19 protein-coding genes are annotated in these 22106 nt (G+C 55.2%); 9 read left to right on the top strand and 10 right to left on the bottom strand.

Going from position 1 to position 22106, the window contains the following annotated elements; all coding sequences use genetic code 11:
* Window positions 1–22: 22 nt before the first annotated feature.
* The 6 genes from AB6803_RS27325 to AB6803_RS27300 are packed head-to-tail and all read right to left on the bottom strand — an operon-like array spanning window position 23 to window position 6722.
* A complete protein-coding gene (locus AB6803_RS27325; protein ID WP_371111837.1) occupies window positions 23–361 on the bottom strand; it encodes a hypothetical protein in 339 nt (112 codons plus the stop codon).
* Between the two features lie 18 nt (window positions 362–379).
* Window positions 380–934 (bottom strand): ATP-binding protein, encoded by a 555-nt coding sequence (locus tag AB6803_RS27320; protein ID WP_371111836.1) that lies wholly within the window; start codon window positions 932–934, stop codon window positions 380–382.
* Window positions 935–938: 4 nt separating this feature from the next.
* Complete coding sequence (locus AB6803_RS27315; RefSeq protein ID WP_371111835.1) at window positions 939–3299, bottom strand: SpoIIE family protein phosphatase; 2361 nt, start codon at window positions 3297–3299, stop codon at window positions 939–941.
* Window positions 3296–4471, bottom strand: a complete 1176-nt coding sequence (locus AB6803_RS27310; RefSeq protein ID WP_371111834.1) for a methyltransferase domain-containing protein — start codon at window positions 4469–4471, stop codon at window positions 3296–3298. Before AB6803_RS27310 ends, AB6803_RS27315 begins: the two co-directional genes overlap by 4 nt.
* Complete coding sequence (locus tag AB6803_RS27305; RefSeq protein WP_371111833.1) at window positions 4468–4983, bottom strand: ubiquinone biosynthesis methyltransferase UbiE; 516 nt, start codon at window positions 4981–4983, stop codon at window positions 4468–4470. The genes AB6803_RS27310 and AB6803_RS27305 overlap by 4 nt, the downstream gene beginning before the upstream one ends.
* 35 nt (window positions 4984–5018) lie before the next feature.
* On the bottom strand, window positions 5019–6722 hold the full coding sequence (locus AB6803_RS27300) for a putative bifunctional diguanylate cyclase/phosphodiesterase (protein WP_371111832.1): 1704 nt from the start codon (window positions 6720–6722) through the stop codon (window positions 5019–5021).
* Window positions 6723–7484: 762 nt separating this feature from the next.
* Here AB6803_RS27300 and AB6803_RS27295 point away from each other — a divergent pair.
* The 8 genes from AB6803_RS27295 (at window position 7485) to AB6803_RS27260 (ending at window position 16506) form a co-directional block, all read left to right on the top strand.
* Complete coding sequence (locus tag AB6803_RS27295) at window positions 7485–8615, top strand: helix-turn-helix domain-containing protein (RefSeq protein WP_371111915.1); 1131 nt, start codon at window positions 7485–7487, stop codon at window positions 8613–8615.
* Between the two features lie 566 nt (window positions 8616–9181).
* The gene (locus AB6803_RS27290) at window positions 9182–10195 is read left to right on the top strand and encodes a UDP-glucuronic acid decarboxylase family protein (RefSeq protein ID WP_371111831.1); all 1014 of its coding nucleotides are present in this window, start codon (window positions 9182–9184) and stop codon (window positions 10193–10195) included.
* Entirely contained in the window at window positions 10195–11181 is a 987-nt protein-coding gene (gene galE / locus AB6803_RS27285; RefSeq protein WP_371111914.1) for a UDP-glucose 4-epimerase GalE, read from the top strand. Before AB6803_RS27290 ends, galE begins: the two co-directional genes overlap by 1 nt.
* Before the next feature lie 26 nt (window positions 11182–11207).
* Window positions 11208–13013, top strand: a complete 1806-nt coding sequence (locus AB6803_RS27280) for a glycosyltransferase family 2 protein (RefSeq protein WP_371111830.1) — start codon at window positions 11208–11210, stop codon at window positions 13011–13013.
* Between the two features lie 33 nt (window positions 13014–13046).
* Window positions 13047–14468 (top strand): UDP-glucose/GDP-mannose dehydrogenase family protein, encoded by a 1422-nt coding sequence (locus AB6803_RS27275; protein WP_371111829.1) that lies wholly within the window; start codon window positions 13047–13049, stop codon window positions 14466–14468.
* Complete coding sequence (locus AB6803_RS27270) at window positions 14465–15028, top strand: DUF995 domain-containing protein (RefSeq protein WP_371111828.1); 564 nt, start codon at window positions 14465–14467, stop codon at window positions 15026–15028. The genes AB6803_RS27275 and AB6803_RS27270 overlap by 4 nt, the downstream gene beginning before the upstream one ends.
* A complete protein-coding gene (locus AB6803_RS27265; protein WP_371111827.1) occupies window positions 15025–15972 on the top strand; it encodes a glycoside hydrolase family 26 protein in 948 nt (315 codons plus the stop codon). The genes AB6803_RS27270 and AB6803_RS27265 overlap by 4 nt, the downstream gene beginning before the upstream one ends.
* Before the next feature lie 33 nt (window positions 15973–16005).
* Window positions 16006–16506, top strand: coding sequence for a DUF995 domain-containing protein (locus tag AB6803_RS27260; protein ID WP_371111826.1), 501 nt, complete (start codon window positions 16006–16008; stop codon window positions 16504–16506).
* A 133-nt stretch (window positions 16507–16639) separates the two neighbouring features.
* On the opposite strand, the gene AB6803_RS27255 is transcribed toward AB6803_RS27260, so the two are convergent.
* On the bottom strand, window positions 16640–16960 hold the full coding sequence (locus AB6803_RS27255; RefSeq protein ID WP_371111825.1) for a hypothetical protein: 321 nt from the start codon (window positions 16958–16960) through the stop codon (window positions 16640–16642).
* A 511-nt stretch (window positions 16961–17471) separates the two neighbouring features.
* On the opposite strand from AB6803_RS27255, the gene AB6803_RS27250 reads away from it, so the two are divergent.
* Window positions 17472–18602 carry a helix-turn-helix domain-containing protein gene (locus AB6803_RS27250; RefSeq protein ID WP_371111824.1) on the top strand — a complete coding sequence of 377 codons (1131 nt, stop codon included), beginning with the start codon at window positions 17472–17474 and terminating at the stop codon, window positions 18600–18602.
* Window positions 18603–19361: 759 nt separating this feature from the next.
* On the opposite strand, the gene AB6803_RS27245 is transcribed toward AB6803_RS27250, so the two are convergent.
* From AB6803_RS27245 to AB6803_RS27235, 3 genes are all read right to left on the bottom strand, one after another.
* Entirely contained in the window at window positions 19362–19742 is a 381-nt protein-coding gene (locus tag AB6803_RS27245) for a pore-forming ESAT-6 family protein (protein ID WP_371111823.1), read from the bottom strand.
* 575 nt (window positions 19743–20317) lie between these two features.
* Window positions 20318–20749, bottom strand: coding sequence for a zinc-binding dehydrogenase (locus AB6803_RS27240; RefSeq protein WP_371111822.1), 432 nt, complete (start codon window positions 20747–20749; stop codon window positions 20318–20320).
* A 43-nt stretch (window positions 20750–20792) separates the two neighbouring features.
* Window positions 20793–22103, bottom strand: a complete 1311-nt coding sequence (locus tag AB6803_RS27235; RefSeq protein WP_371111821.1) for an aspartate aminotransferase family protein — start codon at window positions 22101–22103, stop codon at window positions 20793–20795.
* Window positions 22104–22106: the final 3 nt, after the last annotated feature.

Below are 22106 nucleotides of genomic sequence, written 5' to 3'. Positions count from 1 at the left end.
GCTTACGGGTGCGCGAGGCACCTCACGTCAATCGCAGATCCAGGCTCGGGTGCAATTTCTTCAGATTCGGCAGTGATTTCATCTGCCAGGGAACCTGCGAAGAGCCGCGCACCGTCAGATGGAGATGCGGATGCTTGCGCGCCTCGATCGTGAGCTTGGCAAGCAGATTTATACCGGACGAATTCAAGAATTGCAGGCCGGTCAGATCGAAAAGAGCCTTGCCACTCTTATCTTCGAGCGCTTTCATGGCCAGGTTATAGATCGGCGCATAGGCGTCAGGCCCCGCCAACCGCATGGTTCCGTCAAAATAAACGGTAGTGCCCTCGGACCAAACGCGGAACGCTTCTTCTCTGATTTCCATGGCATTTCTCCCGCGGGTTCAGGACAGCGCAATTGCCATCACAGCATAGGTTTCAAGTTTCGTTCGTTTGTGCGGACGATCTTCCTCGAAGCGCCAGGCCAGATGCGCTTGATAGTCGCTCATGAGGGTCAACAATCCCAAACCAGATGTGTTGCCGCTCGCAGCAACACTTGCTTCGATCTGTTGAATAAGGAGTTCGCCCGGATCCCCTGTCGTAACGTTCGACAGGAAGCGTTGAAACCTCACCGCCGTTTCATCGTCGACAAAGTTCGACACCCGCATTCTAAAGCTGTCGGTTTCCGCCTGAGCCTCGATGACGATATCGCCTTGCGTGCGAAACTTGATGGCGTTCTCGATCAGCTCGTTCGTCAGATAACCAATATCGTGCCGGACCACTTTATATCGCTGCATCGAAGGTCGAAAGCTGAGTGCGATCATCTCGGCAATGAAATCTGATGTCATGGCAGAATGCTTCCAGGCAAGATGAAGTGGCCCTTCGAGGAGACGAAGCCGCAGCGCGCGACTCGTGTCAAATGTGACAAGGTGCTCGCTGCCATAAAGTACAGTTGTCATGCTCTCACCTGTGCCTCATCACGACGAGGGTAATGTCATCGTGTATTTTCTGTGTCCCGATATACCGCATCAGATGATCGAGAATTCCTGTCACCACTTCTTCCGAGGTTCCGCCGTGCAGGCGTCGTGCATCTTCGCAAAGTCGTTCGAAGCCAAACAACTCGCCGCTTGAGTTTTCCGCTTCGGTGACACCATCGGTATGCAGAACGACCATATCGCCCTTCTGAAAAGGTATTTCTCGGGTTTCGATGAATGGCGATATGTCGGCCTCGAGCCCAACCGGAAAGCCGAGATCGCCGGTATCGATACGCTCGAGCTCGCCGTTCCGGCGAACGACGATCATGTCCTCATGCTGGCCTGATACCGTTAAGCGTTCGCCATCGTAATCGAGAAAGGACAATGTCAGATGTTTATCGGTCTCGGTCCGCTCGATGTTCTTGAAGATCGCGCGGTTAAGGTCGGTCAGGAATTTCGCGGGGGTCATCTCGCCGGTCTCCTGCAAGGCACGGGCGATTGACTGTACCATGAGCATGAGCACGCCGCTCTCCAGCCCGTGGCCTGTCACATCTCCGATACCTATCTTCAGATTGTTCCCGTTCTGCAAAACATCATAGTAGTCTCCGCCGACCTCATCGGCGGGGCGCATATAGGCGGCAATCTCCAAATGCTCGATTGCCATAAGCTCTTTAGCGCGCGGAAGGACCATGAGCTGTATTTGCCGCGCTACGTCCAATTCGGCACCAAGACGCGAGTTTTCGCTCTTCAGCTGACCATTGAGGACGGAGATCTCTTCCTTGGCCGCTTCGATCTCCGTGGTGCGCTCTACGACCAGTTTCTCGAGATTTTCAGTGTGGAAGCTGATCTCTTCCGCCATGCGGTTAAATGCGAAGCCCGCTTCAGCGACTTCATCCTTGGTTGGAATATCGACCCTTACAGAGTAATCCTTCGCCTGTATTCGTTTTGCGGCATCTGCCAACGCGCTGATGCCGCTCGTGATGCGCTTCGAGGCGGCAAACACAGCAGCCGTGACGATCATCAGCGACACGAGAACCGCGAGGATCTGATAGAGCAAGATGCGGTTGGTAGCGCGCGATATCTGGTCTTTGGCGGCTATCAGCGATGCATAGATCTCGCGCTCCGGCACGACGATGCCGAGTGACATGACCTCGCGCTGGACAGGGCCGTTGACCCAGAGATTGGTCGGACGCAACTGTTTCACCACAACAAGGTAGGGAACATCTTCACCTTGCTCGTTAAGCGAAATGTGTTGGATGGCGCCATCGGCGTCGAGCGGCAAGGTCGAAATGGCCTTTTGCGTGCTGTTGCGCAGAGAGCGGTCAAGACCGGTCACGCCCTTGTTGGCTAAATCACTCGCTGAGCGAAGGCCGATGATCTTTTCACCAACGGGATTGATGGCAACAACGTTTCCATTCGACATGGTCAGAAAACCGAAGCCGCTTTGGGCGACTTTCACGTTCTCGACGATCTCTGCGAGCTGATTGAGGGTAATATCAGCCCCCGCAGCGCCTGCCACGTTATGTCGATCGGCTGTCCAAAGTGGATGGAAGAAGCTGACGATCTGTTTTCCTGTGATCGCGTCGGTATAGGGAGCGGTCTGCGTGATATCGTCGGCAACCGGTCGGGACGTGGGACTCAAGGCCCATTGCTGCCAGGATTCGTAGAGGCCGGGAAAGAAGAAATTCCAGAAGTCCGCACTGTTGTGGCCGGGATAGAGCCGATCGAATGTTTGCGCCTGCGCGGTGTATGGCGCAGTTCTGAAAACCGGGCGTTCTTTCGGGCCGATATAGTACATCTGCAGCTTCGATGCGCCGTTATTCAGGAGAGACGGGGCAACAAGATCAAGCACAGCGCTCGTATCGATATCCGCCTGGACTTGCGGCAAGGGACGGTGGTCCTTGTCCAGCAAATAGCCCCACACGCTGACGACAGAAGGGGATCCGGGAAGATTTTGCGCCCATTGGCCGGTCGTGTCGTAGGTTACGGTCACGGCGCCCGGCGAGGCCTTCGCCATAGCCGCACCTATGTCATTGTTCCGGGTCGGTTGATCGATCTGCCCCTGAAGCACACCTGTGAGTGCCTTCACGTCGGAGTGGACTTGATCGAGCAATAGAGCGACCTGGGAGGCGGTAGAGTTCGTGTAGGAGCGAATGTAGTCTTGGCTCGCTTTTTCGAGGCCTTCGCCGACCTCAGCGGTGGCATTGCGAGAAAGACGCTGAACGTTCCAAAGCGCCAGCCCCCCGCTGACAAGCAGGTCGAAGAGGACTGCCCCCCCGACCACGATCAGAAACTTGGCTCGAAATGAGCGCAGGCCGAGCCTTTGTTCTGTGATGGGCGACCACATCATAGCGGCTTCTGCCCTGACGCCGCCCAAATGGGCCAGCCGGCATAACCTCTTGGATGAAGAGCAGCGAAGATATGATCTGCGAAGCCCTGCTTGAAACGCTTGATGAACGCGGGTGAATCACCTCTTTTGACCGCCATTTCGTCGGCGTAGACGTTCTGCCACGCCGTAATGATGTCAGCAAATTCCTGAGGGTCGCCATCGAGATTGGTCACCATGAAACTTTCCAATTTGACGGCCGTGAAGCCGGCATCCAGCAACATGCGACGGCCCTTTGGGCCCATTTCGACGTCCATGTCGAAATATTCGAAGAGCTTCGCGACCTCGTTGTATGTCCACTGGATGGTGTCTGCTCGTGGTTCGCCGAGACAATGAGAATTCTTCTCGTTGGTAATGTAGACCCTGCCGCCCGGTTTGCATATCCGATAGAGCTCTCGCAGCAACACATCCGGACGGTCGAAGATTTGCAGCGAGTGACGGCACGTCACAAAATCGAATTGATTGCTTTCGAACAGCATCTGCGATGCGTCACCATAGGTGTATTCGATGTCTTGCACATCGAAATCTTCTGCCACCGCGCGTGCATAGTCGAGACTCAACATTGAATGGTCGAGGGCAACGATTCTCGATGGCCGGAATTCCTTTCTTAACAGCATCGCGAAATCGCCTATGCCACAGCAAATATCGGCAATGATCATGCCTTCACGAAGCCCGTGACGCGGTAGGATGTCTCGCTCATGTCGCCAGGTCATCTTGGTTTGCGTCCTGAGGATCGGGATGAAGCTCTGGTTCTCAACGAATGTCTGACCGGGATAAAAAGCCGAGTCGTAGATCTCGACTGCAATATTTGGTGAAAGGTCGCTTAAGTGGTGAAACAACCGCGATGCCCATGCAACGACGCTTGAGGCGATCACCACAAGCTTAAGCTCCGGCCGCGAGCGAGAGGCATCGACCAATACGTGCGTCAAAGCGCGAAAAGCCGTATTGTTCATATGGGTCACGCGCTTGAGATTGATGTAGAAAACGCCCTTGACGGTCTCGATTCCGTTTCTGAGCAACGCGAGGTCGTCGGCAAGCTCAGCCACAGAGTGTGGTCTGAGCACCCCCGCGAAAGAGAACTCCTGATTGTTGATGTCGAACCGTGCCGTGAAGCCGGCGGAAATATCCTGGCTCAATTAAGTAGCCTCTCGAGCGGCAGATCGACAATAAAGGTCAGGGCGCTGGTGCCCAGATCCCTCGCTTTTATGTCTGCATCGTAATTAACCACCAGGCCTAACAAGATCGCTCGATCGGCGGGCGCTGCATCATTGGCGATGACATCGAGATAGCTTGCAAGCGCCTGCTCGCCTTGTAGTTCCTGGACGATTTCATGGTAGAATCGGCGCTTCTGGGGCGAACACGGAAAGGTCAGCTCTATGCGCTCCGTTTCGCGGTAGCGATAGAACCGGTAAACGAATTCGCCATCGTCCTCATTCGAATGAAACGACATTTCCAAAAGCTCGTTGAGAGCCGATGAAAGCAGATTTGCGTGTCGGATGGGATCGCGGCGGTCATGGCTGACCATTCGGGCGACATAATTGGAGCATTGATCGCAATGCGACCAGTCTGCTGTAAAGACGGCCATATTCATTTTCAGATCGAGCAGTGGCTCGAACCCAATATCCGTTGGCGTCTCTTTGATGTTCAATCGAGATCTCCTTGAGGAAATGGCCTTGCAAACGGTCAGGGTCCAGCGCGAACCCCGTCGAAGGAAACAGTTGGGTGTGTGCGGCTCCTTTGCGCTATGAAGTCGGCCAATCGGTCAGCGCCCATCGGTGGGCTGAGGAAATAGCCTTGCAAACGGTCGCAGCCCTCGCTCTGGAGCCAAGTAGCTTGTTGCGCTGTCTCCACGCCCTCGGCCGTGACGCGCATATCCAGGCCGTGCGCCAAGGCAATGACGGAGCGGACAATGGTTTGGCTTTTGCTATCCCTCGGGAGATCCTTTATAAAATATTTGTCGATCTTGATGTTATCGAACGGAAAATTCTTGAGGTAGCTCAAGGACGAATACTCGGTCCCAAAATCATCGAGTGAAATCTGGATGCCGAGCACGTTGAGCGTGTTCAACGTGTCGAGATTGTTGATGGTGCGTTCCAGCAAGACGCTTTCGGTGATTTCAAGTTCCAGACGTTCGGAGGGGAACCCGACAACATCGAGCGTTTGCGCGACGCGGTCGGTAAAGCCCGGCGTCAGAAATTCGGCTGGCGACAGATTGACGGCTACGGTGTAGTGCACCGGCCATGTAAGCGCTTCGCGGCACGCTTGCTCAAGGATCCATTGGCCGATCTCGCTCATCAAACCATCGGCCTCCGCCATCGGGATAAAGGCTATTGGCGGAATGATCCCCAAACTGGGATGTCGCCAGCGCAATAGTGCCTCAAAGCCGACGACCGTAAACGGCGGCTCCACCAATGGCTGATACTCGAGGAAGAATTCATCGCGCTGGAGCGCCACACGCAAACTGCGCCGCAACAGTTCCCTTTGCTCCAACACCACAAGCATGCCTGGATCGAACGTTCGTGCCCTTCGGCGCCCCTCCTTCTTGGCGGCATAGAGGGCGACGTCGGCAGCTTTCATCAACTGCTCCCCCTCATTACCGTCACGAGGTGCAATTGCTACCCCGATGCTTGCGCCGACGAACAGCGAGATGCCGTCAACGACGAACGGCTTCTTGAATTCGGCAACCAATGCCTCTGCCAGTCTTTCGGCCTCCATTGGCTGCTGCGCGGCGACCTGGATGATGGCGAACTCATCGCCGGCGAGACGGAATGCCACCTCGTCGTGAGCAAGGGTTCGGCTTATCCTTTCGGCAGCAAGCCGAAGCACGATGTCACCGGCACCATGCCCCATGGTATCGTTGACGGGTTTGAAGTCGTCCAAATCGATCTGCATCAGCGCGAGACCTGCTTTGTCACCGGTCGGCAGAAGCCTGTCCAGCTCCTGGCTAAATTGGCGGCGATTGGGCAACCCAGTTAGAACGTCATGCGTGGCCTGATGGAGGAGCCGTGCCCGCTCCTGGTCTTCGGGTAAGGTCGCTCTGTCGGTGCCGCTGCTGTCGATTTCGATAACAGCAAGACCGTCTCGAGTATGGAATAACAGCAAATCTTGGCCTGCGGACATCGAGGGGTTGAGCCGTACACGTCGCGAATGCCCGGTATCGACCACGAACTGAACCAAGTCCGCGAAGGCGGGATTTGCCAAAGAGGGATAGATCTCCCATAACGTCATGGCCGTCAAGGAAGCAGGGCCTACCCGGCCCTTGAGCTCCTCCGAGCAGTCAATAAGCTTGAAATCCAGACCCCAGAGCGAGAACAGCGCCTCAGGACGATCGTCAAATTCAGACTTTTGTGGAACCAGCAGCGGCCAATTCGCACGGTTTTCGGGCATGGGGCTAGTCTCCTCCCAACCTCAGCAGCCTATGTCGTATCAGAGCCTACGCGTCTTGTTGCAATCACAGCGAACGCGCCATTGCGGTTTCATTACTTCACACATGAGCGGCGCCTCATTCTCAATCAGTATATTACAGGATGTTTGATTAGAAAATAGCCAATAAATGCGGCCACATATACTCCCAAAGGTTCGTTCCTCCGGAAGATGGACTGAGCATCATCATCGAAATATCCCTCAACGGTCCACTGCGACTTTTCAGACCCAGCCGGAACGGTGCTCTAATCTATAAAGTCTATAGTCTATAAAGGTGGGAGGGCGGCAACCTGTTGCTGCCTTGGCCTTTGCCAGGAAAGGGAAGTATTTTGTTCGAGAGAGGCTGGCATTTGCGGACGTCGCTGGATTTCGGCGGCACCACATGAGGCTTGCCAAGCTTGCCTTCCTTAGTATCTGCGAGATCGGTCCGCCCCGCACACCGAAGCCTATCTGGGCAGCATATCTCGTTCAACGTGTCCGTGTGTTCTGACATTGAAATGCAGCAACATCCTGGATGTGCTGAAAGATGCCACAATCTCGGGAGGAAATTGCCTGGACATTAACCGGCAGCAGGGAGATACTTGAACTCTAGCCCGCTGTTAGCCGGAGTCGAAATGCCGCTAACGCGGCGAGCGTATGTGAGGGCCGAGCTCTGGAGAGGCCACATTGTCGGACTTTCGGCGCGAAGAACGAGCTGCAGCCAACGCTATCAAAGCCAAAGATGGCATGCGAAGCGACGAAACCGCACCCCCGCATGGTGAGCGCCGTCGTTTCCCACGGCAGGCAGCAGCAACTGAAGAAGGGCAACCGGCTTCGTCGGCACTGAAGCCATTACTGTTTTCCACGCGAGATCTGCCGCCAATAGATCAATTTGCTGCTTGGCAGGCCTACGTGGCCCCCCTGATGGACATTCAGCGTCCGGATGTTTCCTCCCAGGATACGGAGTTCGTTGCCGATCACGCATCGTGGAATCTCGGAGGAATGCTGGTCGTCCAACAAAATGCGCCTCCCCACAGCTACATACGCTCGCAGGCGAAGGTGAGATCGGATCTCATCGACCATTGGCATGTCTCGATATTGCGCAACGGCCACATGTGGACTGAAGTCGATGGGCATGTCTCGGAGGGGGAGCCGGGAAATGTGGAGTTGCGGTCTCTGGGGCACCCTTTTCGAGGTCGATCAACCCAGTCGCGGAGCTTGTCGCTTTATTTGCCTCGTGAACTATTTTTTGACATTCCCGGCTCCACTGAGATCAAGAACAACACCGCATTGTCCGGCACCTACACCAAATTGCTGATAGAATATCTGGACAGTCTCGAGGAAAACCTTCCACGCTTTGCGGTAAAGGATCTTCCCCATGTGGTACAAACGACGCGCGATATGATTTTGACCTGTGTTTCGTCGTCGGCCGTTGATGCGACTGTCTCGGAGCAGCACAGCAACTGGGCTTTGATGGAACGCATGCGGCGTCTCGTGCAGCGCAATTTGATGTCGCCCGATCTGACAACGGAGTGGCTATGTCGGGAACTCGGCGTTTCGCGCACCCGCCTCTACCAACTGCTCGAGCCGGATGGTGGAATTCATCACTACATTCAGCGGCGCCGTCTTCTGTCTGCCCATGCGGCCCTCAGCGATATCACCAATCGGCAGCAAATCGGCGATATTGCCTTTGCCGTCGGGTTTTCGTCTGCCGCCCACTTTAGCCGGGCCTTCAGCAAAGAATTTGGCTACAGTCCTCGTGAGGCACGGAACCTGACTGTTCCGCCTTATCTTGGGCGTGCAGCTGCACCGACGTCTGAGATCGAAGATGATCACTCCTTCGACAAGTGGCTGAGAATGCTCGGCCATAGCCGCTGACCCCGGGTTAGTCGACATAGGGCGGGCTCTGGCATCGACCGTGTTGCAGTTCAAGCCGCGCCCAAACATGCGTTCAACGGCCTGATCAGTGGGTTAATTTCCTCTTCACAAAGCGTCCGAGCACAATTGGCAACATGCGTTGTCGATTGCCGCTGCAGCGATTTTGATCCGCCAGGACTCCCGCGCCGTCAATGCCATCAGAATAACAGTAGCCGAGCTCCTCGTTCTCAACGCACCCGGCCAACAAAGGAGATCAATTTTCAGCGCGGTATCCGATCAATGATAGATTAACTACGAAGTTTCTCCCGAGAAATACATATATCATGCGGATTATATTCGATTATCTCCTGTATTTATTTACTTCAACTATGCCAATTTGAGAAAAATAATATGGACGAAATGTAAAGTTTTTGAATTCCCGGATAACGACAGTTAGAGGAAATATATTTAAGTTATAACTAGCGATATAAAAATTTATTAACTATCGCTGAAGCCGGAATGCGAGAATTTAAAAGTTCTTTTGCCTGAATATGTTCGGCGTAAAACAAAATAGTGGGGAGAGTTTTATGAGCATGACCTTCAGATCTTCACATCTATCTCTGATGCATACCGCAAGACGTGTAATTCTTGTTGCCGGAGGCGCAGGCTTTCTTGGATCGCATCTTTGTGAGCGTCTGTTACTTGAAGGTCACGAAGTGATCTGTGTGGACGATTTCTCGACGGGGCGGATGGAGAATATGCGGCATCTGCTGCGCTTCGATACTTTCAGTTTTATCCGCCATGATATTATCGGGTCGATCGATCTGCCCGTCGACGAGATTTACAATCTTGCCTGCCCGGCTTCACCGCAACATTATCAGGCAGACCCGATCCATACCTTGAAAACATGCGTATTCGGATCGTTAAACCTTCTAGAACTGGCCGCCCATCATCAGGCACGGATATTCCAGGCTTCCACCTCGGAAATCTATGGAGATCCCCAGGTTCATCCGCAGCCTGAAGGCTATTGGGGCCATGTTAATTCCTTCGGTCCGCGCGCCTGCTATGATGAAGGCAAGCGTTCTGCCGAGACGCTTTTCTACGACTTCCATAAGAAATATGGCGTCGATATCAGGATTGCGCGCATCTTCAATACTTACGGGCCGCGTATGCGTCCTGACGATGGCCGCGTCGTTTCCAATTTCATCGTCCAAGCGCTCAAGGGGCAGGATATTACCATCTACGGCGATGGATCGCAGACGCGCTCCTTCTGTTATGTCGATGATCTGATCGAGGGTTTCACTCGGCTGATGCGCAGCCAGCCGGCAATTCACACGCCGGTCAACCTTGGCAATCCGACCGAGTTTAGCATCCGCAATCTCGCGGAACAGGTCGTTGCGATGACAGGATCACCATCGAAAATTGTCTATCAGCCGCTGCCGGTCGATGATCCTCGCCAGCGCCGGCCCGATATTACGGTTGCAAAACGGGAATTGAAGTGGGAGCCGTCTGTCGCGTTGGCGGACGGTCTGAAGTCGACGGTTTCCTATTTCGAACGTCAACTCGTTCGCCCCAATGGCGAGCTTGTCGAGGTGGCGTGATGTCCATGCGAAACATACTCGTCGTAGGTGGTGCCGGCTTCATCGGCAGCCACACCGCCAAGCTTTTGCGCAAGCAAGGCTATGAGCCGATTGTTTATGACAATCTCTCGACTGGCCATGAAGAGTCGGTACGCTGGGGTCCCCTTGAAAAGGGGGATATTCTCGACACGCAACGCCTTGTCGAGGTTCTCACAAAATACAGCCCTGATGCGGTGATACATTTCGCGGCTTCGGCCTATGTGGGTGAATCCGTTGAGGATCCAGCGAAATACTACGCCAACAATGTGAACGGCACTCATTCGTTGCTGGAAGCATGCCGGCGCACGGGTACGGACAAGCTGATCTTCTCGTCGAGCTGCGCGATTTACGGCATTCCGGATCATCTACCGATCCGCGAGCACCAGATCCCGCAGCCGATAAATCCTTACGGCAGAACAAAGCTGATCGCGGAACATATGCTGGCTGATTATTCGGCGGCCTATGGGCTGCATTATGTGGCACTCCGCTATTTCAACGCGTCAGGCGCCGATCCGGAGCAAGAACTCGGCGAGTGGCATGATCCCGAGACACATCTGATCCCTCGTGCACTGCTTGCCGCAAGCGGCTCTATCGACTTTCTTCAAGTCTACGGCGACGACTACGACACGCCGGACGGCACATGCATCCGCGACTACATCCATGTCATGGATCTTGCGCGCGCTCACATACTCGCCGTTGAATATCTGATGAGAGGCGGCGCCAATCTCGCCGTTAACCTGGGTACTGGCCACGGAACATCCATTAAGGAGATTCTGACCGCGATCAGGCGAATCTCCCGATGCCCGGTGCCGGTCGAAATGCGTGCCCGCCGGGCGGGCGACCCACCTGCTCTGTATGCCGCTTCGGGTCTTGCAGCCGAGAAACTCGGCTTTCAGCCTGTTTATTCAAACATTGAAACGATCATCCGAACTGCCGCTCCTTTCTTCGGATTGGAGGTGCACGAATGAGTATGCGCGAGATACGAGCTCAAGCAATGCGAGACGAACCGCTAATGGTGCCAGTGCTGACCGGTTATCGGCGCGCTGAATATCTTGCCGGTACCGCTTTATGGCTTGCCGCGGTTGTCTACTTCTGGCGCTGGTGGTTTGTCCCCGCGCACCACGTCTATCTTGTCGGATCCATTTTGGTGACGTCGGTGCTGGCGTGGGTCACTATCATTCCGCTCTATTTTATTGCCGCCTTCTACCGCGCGCGGAAACCAACCGGTCGGCTGCGTTTGCCCGCCGGCAGCCGCGTGGCAATGGTGGTGACGAAGGCACCGTCGGAGCCCTTTGAAATCGTGGCTAAGACATTATCCGCCATGTTGGCGCAAAAAGTGCCGCACGACACCTGGCTTGCCGATGAGGATCCGTCACCCGCGACGTTGGACTGGTGCCGCGAACAAGGCGTCCATGTTTCCACCCGCAAGGGGCGCGAGGATTATCATCGCCAGACCTGGCCGCGGCGTACCCGCTGCAAGGAAGGCAATCTCGCCTTCTTTTATGACCATTATGGCTATGCGCGCTATGATTTCGTTGCACAGCTTGATGCCGATCATGTGCCTGAACCTGACTATCTTTATCAGATGCTGCGTCCCTTCGCCGATCCGGCGGTCGGCTATGTCTCCGCACCGAGCATTTGTGATCATAACGCGCGTGAAAGCTGGTCAGCGCGTGGTCGTCTCTATGCGGAAGCCAGCATGCATGGATCGCTGCAGGCGGGTTTCAATGGCGGGCTGGCGCCGCTTTGCATCGGCTCGCACTACGCCGTTCGAACCGCAGCCCTCAAGGATATAGGTGGGCTTGGTCCTGAACTTGCCGAGGATCACTCGACCACGTTGATGATGAACGCGCACGGTTGGCGCGGTGTTCATGCACTCGACGCCATCGCTCATGGCGATGGTCCGCGTACCTTCACAGATCTCATCACGCAAGAGTTTCAATGGTCGCGCAGCCTGATGATGATCCTGCTGCAATATTCGCCGAAGCTGGTCAGACATCTGCCGTTGCGGCTGAAGATGCAGTTCCTGTTCTCGCAGCTTTGGTACTGTCTCTTCTCGCTCTTCATGGCGTTGATGTTTTTCCTGCCCGTGGCTGCGCTTATAAGCGGAAGGATTTTCGTTGATGTGTCCTATCCCGACTTTCTGCTTCATTTCGTGCCGCAGTCGGTGCTGCTGATCCTGCTTGCCTATCGGTGGCGCAAAACCGGCACCTTCCGGCCGGTGGATGCCAAGATTCTCAGTTGGGAAATGACATTGTTTCTGTTCGCCCGCTGGCCGTGGGCACTTGCGGGAACTCTGGCGGCAGTGCGTGACTGGGCAACGGGATCTTTCGTGGATTTTCGGGTCACGCCGAAGGGCACGTCTGATGTCGATCCGCTCCCGTCTAGAGTTCTCGCGCCCTATATCTTGCTGTCGCTGAGCTCTGTTCTGCCGGTACTGTTTGTCGCCAATGCTGAAGACACTCGCGGTTTCTACATCTTCGCCACCGTGAACGCAGTCATCTATACGCTGCTCGTCCTGGTTATCGTTCTGCAACATGCGCGCGAAAACATCGTGTGTGTGGCCAGCCGCTTTTATCGTCCGGCGCTTGCCGGAAGCGTGCTCACCCTGATCGTTTTGCCGTGTCTTGCCACCATCGAGCGCGGCCGTAGCGGGATCGAGTCGCTGACCTGGGACACGAGCGGCTACACGCTGTTCGAATATCGTTTTTCGGTCGCAGGCGCCGGAATAGGCGGACATGACCTGCACAGGATCGTGTTCAATCCCCGTTGGCGTACGAGTGACGCTGACACGAATTGATAACAGGAAAGGGCGCCATTGGCGCGAACGCAAATGAAAATAGCTGTTATCGGAACCGGATATGTAGGCTTGGTCAGCGGCACGTGCTTTGCCGAATGGGGCAACACTGTTGTCTGTGTGGATAAAAATGCGCGGAAAATTGCAGACCTCCAGCAGGGCAGAATGCCGATCTACGAGCCCGAACTCGACGAATTGGTCGAGCGCAACTACGCTTCGGGACGGCTTGACTTCACCTGCAACCTGGCCGAGGCGGTAGATGGAGCCGCGGTCGTCTTCATAGCCGTCGGCACGCCTCCACGCGCCGATCATGGAGATGCGGACCTTTCCTTCGTCTATTTGGCAGCGCGCGAACTTGCGCCGTTGATCGCGGACAACACGGTTGTGGTGGTCAAATCGACCGTGCCCGTCGGCACGGGGGACGTGGTGCAGAAGATCATCGGCTCTGTCCGCAAAGCCGGCACGTTCTCCGTTGCCTCCAATCCGGAATTCCTACGCGAAGGCGTTGCGGTCAGCGACTTTCTTGCGCCGGACCGCGTTGTGATTGGCGTCGAGGACGAGCGTGCGTCCAAGCGTCTTATGGAACTCTATGACGGTCCGATCACGTCGCAGAACACGCCGGTTCTCATCACCATGCGGCGCACCTCGGAACTGATCAAATATGCCGCGAACGCATTTCTGGCGACCAAGATCACCTTCATCAATGAGCTGGCCGATCTTTGCGAACATGTGGGCAGCGACGTAAACGAGCTGGCGCTCGGCATTGGGCTCGACAAGCGTATTGGGACAAGCTTTCTCACCGCCGGGCCTGGCTATGGTGGCTCCTGTTTTCCAAAGGATACGCTGGCGCTTCTGCGGACAGCGCAGGATCATGGGGTAGCTCTTCGCATTGTGGAGGAGACCGTCAGCGCCAACGAGGCACGTAAGCGACGCATGGCGCTGAAAGTGATGGAAGCACTTGGCAACGACATAGACGGCCTGACCATCGGCATCTTCGGCCTCACGTTCAAACCCGATACCGACGACATGCGCGACGCGCCCTCTGTGCCACTCATAGAAGCGTTGCAACGTTTCGGCGGCCGCATCCGCGCCTATGACCCTGTCGGCATGGAGAATGCTGCGAAAATCCTCAATGACGTCAAATTCTGTGACGACCCGTATGAGTGCGCGAGAGGCGCCGACGCCGTCGTCGTCATCACGGAATGGGAAACCATCAAGAAGATCGATCTGGCTCAACTCAAGCAGAACATGCGCCAGCCAATTCTCATAGATCTTAGAAATGCCTTGAATGCCGACGCGGCCGAACAGCTTGGGTTTCGCGTTTCATCCATCGGCCGGTCGGCCAGGACAGAGAGCGATATTCAGAACACCGCGAGGCGGAGGAACGATACCCTGCGGGCGGTCAACATAACAACGGCAAAAGCTGCCTCGGTTGCTGTACGGGAGGAACAAAAATGACGCCATCGAACAACAAAGCCACCCACCTTGTTTGTGCGACAGCGCTGGCCTTCGCCACTGCGTTCGGGCTTGCCGCGTCGAGCAATGCCGCCGCCGCCAAGGTCGATGTCAAGCTGCCTACAAGCGCCCGGCCCATGACGGCGGGTGAGCTCTATGTGCTTTATCGTGACAAGACTTGGCAGTGGTCCGATGGCGCGGGACGAATGCAGGATGCAGATCGCCGGTTTTTCGCCTGGATCGATGGAGCAGGAGGTCAGTCCTGGGCCGAGGGCCGTTGGACAGTAACCGATACGGGTCGCCTATGTTTCGTGGCGGCTTGGCACGCGACAAACGGCAAGTTTCCGGCAAAAACCTGCTTTGTCCATCAAATTAGCAATGGAACCATCTACCAAAGGCATGAGCCGGATGGGTCCTGGTTCGTATTTCGTCATGCCGTCGCCCAAAAAGCCGATGAGGCGGAGAAGCTGGTCGCTGATGACCTGGTTTCGCAGCGACTGGATGTCGTGAAAGCCACCTTGAGCGCGGGCAAAACCGAGCAGAAGAAGGAGACACTCCAATGAAAACCATATCCAAACTGACGGCAGCTATGCTTTGCACTGCCGCTATTTGCGGAGCAGCTTACACTGCCAGTGATGTTCTGGAGGCAAAGGCCGAGAACCAAAGTCTGTTCCATGACAAGAGGCCGATCATCACCCCGCAATCGCTTGCTTCGGGTGCCTATGATCCAAATGGGGATTTTGCCAACGACCATAATCCCAAGATCGAGCATCTCTTCCTTGCCTGGGAAGATGTCGATCTCGCAACTCTCAGCACGGCGGATGCTTATGCGCGTACGCGCGGGCGGGCATTGCTGATTACGATCGAGCCCTGGTCCTGGGCGCGCGACTGGCGCGTTGCGCCCGAGGATCTTTTGAGCGGGATTTTAGCCGGTCGCTACGATGCCAACATGGCAGCGGTGTGTTCGGCGGCAGCTAAGCTCCAGAGCCCCGTTACCATCCGCTGGGCCCAGGAAATGGATGAAAAGAACGGGCAGTTCACTTGGGCCTACTGGAAACCAGAAGGCTATGTGAAGGCCTATCGGCATGCCATCACGGTATGCCGCCAAAGTCTTCCATCCGCAAAATATATGTGGTCCCCAATGGGGAAGGAGGGACTTGAAGCCTACTACCCCGGCGATCGTTACGTTGATGTCGTCGGTCTTTCGGTCTTCGGTTACCAGCCATTCGATCAGAAAAAAATCGGACGGGACTCAACTTTTGTGGAGGCAACCAAGCCGGGCTATGATCGCGTTAAGGCTTTTGGAAAGCCGATCGTCATCGCCGAACTGGGCTATCAGGGAAATGACGCTTACAATCGCGCCTGGGCTGAAGAAGCCAACAAACCGCACGCCGAATTCCCGGACATGACAGCAGTCGTCTATTTCAACGACCGTGAAGTCTATCCGTGGCCGGATGGCTTGGGTCGGCCGGACTGGCGTGTCGTTGCCAGCCCTCTGGTGAACTGATCACCGCAGCAAACAACTGAAGTGGAAACAAAAATGTCTTCGTTCCGTTTCGTTATCTTGAATGCTGCGCTTGCGACGTTGCTGTTATTCGGGACAGCCAGTGCGGCAACACAACAACAGGCCGATCGGGTAATCGCCCGCGCGGCCAGTAAGGCAATACCAATGAGCGCCGCCGAGTTGCACAGGCTTTATGTAGGGCGTTCATGGATATGGAAAAATGGTGCAGGGTTTTTCTCGAAAAACCGGAATCATTTCATCGCGTGGTCGCATAAAGGTGCCCAGAAATCTTACGCAAAGGGCAGCTGGTATACGTCCAACCGGGGCAAAGTCTGCATGAAGGCCCTTTGGTACAGCAAGAAAATGGCCGCGCAGAATGTCTCCTGCTTTATGCATCGTGAGAAAGCAGGCGTCATCTATCAGAAGCGAGCATCGGGCGGAAAATGGTATGTGTTCCGGCACAATCCGCTCAAGCATGATGATGAGGTCCGCAAACTGCGGCGGGGTGACTATGTCAGCAGACACCTGCCGGGTTGAAAATCGAACGCTGGAATAGGGGCTATAGCGAAGTGCGGAAGCGAATTGCCTATCATCAAATCGTGCAACCGCTGCCTAAGATAGCAGCCCCTATTTCCGTCTCTTGAATGATTCGCAAGAGCCTATATTTGCATCAAAATGTATTGCGCGCACGACAGTGCGATGTTCTTCCAAATCCGCTGGGTGTGCAAATATAGGGCGCGCCCTTGAAATACTCCTCTGCGGAAACATTGACTTTCGCTGCACGCGGGTTCCCGTTGTAGAAGAACGTGTGATTTTTCTCATATTTTTTCATATATAATTCTATGGTTTTCTTTTCCGGCCGCTTCAAATCAGCTGCATTTACGCTGCCAAGCAGAGTTGTGGAGATTGCCAGCGCGCCGAAAGCAGATAGTGCCAATTTTAATAGGCGATGATTAGGGCGCTCACTATATATGTGTCGATTCAACTTCATCAGTTGCTTCCTGTGATTGTTGCTCTGTGTCATTTATGGCGAAAATTGTTTAATTTTCCGTCATAAGTTGCTTGATAATATTAAGGATTTCTGCTTAATTATTTGTTGCAATTTCAGGCCAAGGTCTGCAACAATGCCATCCTTAAGGGCGTTCATTTTGCGTAACTTGCGATCGCTGCCCAGAACCTTCGGTCGGGCGCTTTTTGCTTTCGCGAACTTGTCTGCCGATGCGTTGCCTTCAGGCAGAACGCACTTCCCAAGATACAACACGGTAGCTTTCCACGTGTTTCTCTGCCCCTTTCTAAGGGGGCCATGCAATCAGATTCAGGCCATTTTTAGGTGTTCCAATACCGATTTAGGTATCCGGGAAAGGAACTGTTCTCTACGCCAAGATTATTTTCCGCCCTAACTATTTGGTCTCGCTCATGTATTGGATGCATATTCAGTACTTGGAGAACATACGGTAATTTAGACTGGACAACTTTCAGCGTACTATTGAAAGGCCGTCACAATGATGTGGAGCAAAGCTGATGTTTCTTCAGAACAGCCAACGTCTGTAGAAAGACGTCGGTGGCCGCGTATATCCCAGGTGCCGCTCTGTAGCGGAACCCAGGGCGTGCCGCAGCTCGTGTCCCTGCCGTTTTCGAATCGAGATCTGGGCTCGGATCAACAGTTTCCTGCGTGGCAGGATCGTATGGCGCCGCTCATAGATATGCGCTTGCCGGAGAATGCCAAAGTTGATGACTGTTTTCCGGTCAATCAAATCGTCTGGAACCTTGAAGGGGTGCTGCTTATCCAGCAAGCCACACCAGCTTTCAGCTACGAGCGCTCGGCCGAGAAAGTACGCTTTAGCTCCGTAGATCACTGGCAGATCACCTTCCTGCGCACCGGAAGAACATGGACCGGCGTCAACGGGCGGGTTGCGGAAAACGAGCCCGGCATGATGGAGATCCGCACGCTCGGCTATCCTTTTTACGGACGTACCCTGAGCGCTGAATCGGTCACCCTGATCCTGCCTTATGATCTGTTTGCCGATCGAGGCGGACTGCCGGGCGCTAGCAACAATGTTGTTTTCAGCGGTGCGCGCGTGAAGCTTCTCTCCGACTACGTTGCCTTCCTCGAGGCGAATCTTGATCGTTTAACAAGGGATGATCTGCAGGGTGTAAGAAGCCAACTTCGGGAGATGGTGTTCCATTGCGTCGCGCCGCTTATGGATTGCCATATGGTCAACGATCAAACTTCGCAGATCGGACTGATGACTCGAGCCCGGCGCTTTATCCAAAACAATCTGGGTTCGGAGGATCTGACGCCTGAAACTTTGAGCCGTGAACTGGCGATTTCGCGCACCCGACTCTATGAGTTATTCCAAATATCGGGTGGCGTTTTGAACTATATCCGCAAAAGACGGCTTTTGGCGGCCCGCGCAGCGATTGCCGATCCTGCCGATAACCGAAAAATTATTGATATCGCTAGCCAATTTGGTTTCGATTCTGCGGCTAATTTCAGCCGCGCATTTACGCATGAATTCGGCTATAGCCCCAGCGAAGTGCGCAAGCATATGGGAGAGCTCAGGATCGAACACCCACCACACGCGGAAGAACTGCCGACCTTCGATGGCTGGCTCAGTACACTTGGGCTTTGACGACCCGTGGAGGCGGTCTTCTGGCGTTCAGGCAATCCATTTCGAACTCGTGAATGGTTCAAGAGGCCATGTTTCAAGGAGCGGGGCGGGTGAGGCATATCTTCCTTAAGCCATTTGCCACGCGGTGCGTTTGAACCCGGGATATCCGAGTTAAATCAATCTATGATTGAAAATTTGAGCATCGCCTTTAGCCTTTGTCTTTCGGCTTTCGAAGTTTATTGGCCCAATCAAGGCCTTCATCAGTTCAACCAGGCCACCGTGTGGCTTAGCTTATTTTAGCCGGCCAACGTCTACCAGCCCAGCCGTCGACCCGTTCCGTCCTGACGACCGTGTAATCCTGTAGGCTGGGCAAGGTCGATTCTTCGTACAATCTGCGTGTTTGCGACCCTGGCCAGAGAGCGGGCGTAGAAAAGGGGGTAGATATCTGTTGCAATGAGGAGGTCGATGGTTCGGCTCCCATCAAGACCACTGATACTAGATCCAGCCTAGAAGGGTAGAGGCCTTTTCCGACCTCTTTGGGGTAATGCGGATTATGACGCAACGGGCAAGGTTGCAATCTTGCTGCGGGGATCGCTTGGAAAGGCCAACGGGCGAGCCCAGACCGTGAATCGCATGTGTCTGCACGACAAGAAGACCGGCAAGGCTTCTATCGCCGAATACCACTGGCTAGGGTAATAGCCCGCCAAGGCCAAGATCCAGGGCAGAGATGCGCAGCAGGCTGAGGCAGTGTGGCGGCTTTTGCCGCCACAGCCAGATTTGCTACTTAGGGAGCTGCGCCCCGGCCTGCACCACGGCATTTCCGATGGTTTCACAGAACTGCTTTTCGGTGACGTTCTGCGCTTTCGCGGATGCCGCAAGGTCTTGAGTGATGCCCATGGCGGAAATAGTGCCCTTTGCACCCTCTTGTTCGGCTGCATCGCCTTTCGCCGTATCTGACGGTGGCGGGATAAGAGCGATCAATTTTGTTTGCACCGCAGCGGCGGCGCCATCTATGTGCCCCGCGCTCTGGCAATATTTTAGAATACCGAGCTGATTGCGTGCTGAATTGTAAGCCATTTCCATCTGATCGCTCGATACCTGCGCATAAGCGGGTATGGCAAAACCAAATATTGCGATGCTGGCTAGGATTACTTTCCTCATATGAAACTCCCGATTGCTTCCACATGTCGCGATATATCCTCAATCGTGTGGAAGGCAATACTCGTAAGGATCAAGAAGATTCCCTCGCGTACCCGGTCGAATGTTGCGAGCCGCCGTCGCATTGATCCGCTCAATCTCACCGCCGCCGGTAGCCATATCGATGTCCCAGAGTTTCCCGCCCGGTTCCATGCGCCAAGGTAAAGTATTGATCCTTGACGTCGGCGTCCGGCCCACCAAAGCGCGTTACCTGCCGGATCCGCATCAGTATGCCGGCGCTTCCTCCGTCGCTCCAGGCCGCGATCGGATACCCATCATGAAGCGCTCGGCCACCAGTCCCGTCGATGCCTCAAGTCCAGCGCCCGGCGCTCGCCAGATCGTTTCGGTCAGATCCCACAGTCCGATTCGACCTGCAAGTAACTGCCCTTCGACGCCGAGTTCATTCAGTTCTGTTCTATCCGCCACTTTGACGGTCGTGGCCGTGAGGAGTCCACCCGCCATTGCTGCGCCGAGGAATGGCGTAAGTTTTCATGAAGTTTCGACGATACATGGAAGCACCTGGTTTCTGGCGTGTTTGGTTAAAGCGAGAGATCGATGACGATCTTGCCGAAGGCACCGCGATTGAGATGCTCGAGGGCTTGCGGGAGGTCCGACAAGCCGTAGCGAGCGTCGATGATCGGTTTCAGTCCCAGTGCATCGACCGCCTTGACCAGGTCGTTCTGAGCGCGGTGATGTCCAACGGCGATACCCTGAATGAGAGGCCCCTTCAGAAGGAGCGGGCCCACGGATAAAGACAACTGATTGCCTTCCAGGACGCCAATCATGGATATCCGGCCGCCGGGTGCAACGGCGGCAAGCGCCTTGGCCAGATGTGGTCCGCCAACAACTTCAAGAACGTGATCGACGCCAGGCCATGCCATGGCCGCGTGGGAAGCCGTAAGTGTACGGTCTGCCTGAAACCGCGGTGTTGGTCTCAAGCAGCCACATTTCAAACAACGTGACAACGTCATTGGGACAAGTCACTATCGGACTTTACGAAGCATACCACAACCATCAGGCGGTTTTCAGAACCTGGTCCAGGGCTTCCAACAGCATATCGGCGTTCGCGCGTGAGAAAACGAGCGGAGGGCGGATTTTCAGTATGTTGGCATTTGGGCCGGAGGCGCTGATGAGGATACGCCGGTCGCGAAGACTGTTTACAATGCGGGTCGTCAAGGCGGCGTCCGGACGCTTTGTAGCGGGTTCGCCGATGATCTCGATGCCGATGAACAGGCCTGAGCCGCGCACGTCACCGATCGCCGGATGGGACAGGCTTCTCAAGCCCTCCATCAGGTAGCGGCCAACCTCCAGTGCGTTTTGCTGCAGGCCCTCGATCCGGATCGTGTCAAGCACGGCCTTGCCGGCGGCGGCGGCCACCGGATTGCCGCCGAAGGTGTTGAAATACCGCGCGCGCGGGCCGAATTCGGCGATAACCTCGGGGCGCAGCACGATGCCTGCCATCGGATAACCGTTGCCCATGGGCTTGCCGACCGTCACCATGTCGGGGGAAACGCCGTGGCGCTCGAACCCCCACATTGTTTCACCGGTACGGCCGAAGCCGGGTTGCACTTCGTCGGCGATGAAGACGCCGCCGGCCTCGTGGATCGCGTCCACCGCGGGTTTGAGAAACCCGTTCGGTCCGGCGAAAATGCCATCGCTTGAGAAGATCGTATCGGTGATCAGCATGGCCGGCTTGATACCGTGGCGCTTCAGGTCGACGATGGCTGCACGCACGTCGCGACCGAACTTCTCCATCACCTCGTCAGGCGAATAGCGATAGCTGTCAGGAGCTGGAATGGTCCGCACATGCGGCCCGAGCGTCACGGATTCACCGAGCGAGGGAGAAAACTCCGCCACAGCGCTTGTCAGGCCATGATAGGCAAGCTCCGTGGCGATAATGCCGGTTCCGCCGGTAACAAAACGGGCGATCCGAAATGCCAGGTCGTTTGCCTCGCTGCCTGTGCAGGTAAACATGACCTGACTGAGCGTTTCGGGGAATGTCGCCGTCAGCGTTTCGGCATAATCGACAATGCCTTCGTGCAGGTAGCGTGTATGCGTGTTGAGGATCGCGGTCTGCTTCGTGATCGCTTCTACTACGCGCGGGTGGCAATGTCCGAGCGACGCGACGTTGTTATAGGCGTCGAGATACTTTTCGCCAGCGCTGTCATAGAGGAAAACGCCGTCGCCACGCACGAGATGCAGCGGCTTTTCGTAGAAGAGACGGTATGCAGGCCCCAATACCTTTTCACGACGCGCGATCAGCGAGTGTTCGGTTTCATCCAGCCGCTCGAAATCTTCGCGCGAGAAGGCATTTGCCATCGACATGAT

It is taken from the genome of Rhizobium sp. RCC_161_2 (genome assembly GCF_041355235.1).
GTDB lineage: Bacteria > Pseudomonadota > Alphaproteobacteria > Rhizobiales > Rhizobiaceae > Rhizobium.
Note: the sequence above shows the minus strand (reverse complement) of the source record. Positions and strands in the feature narration are given on the sequence as shown.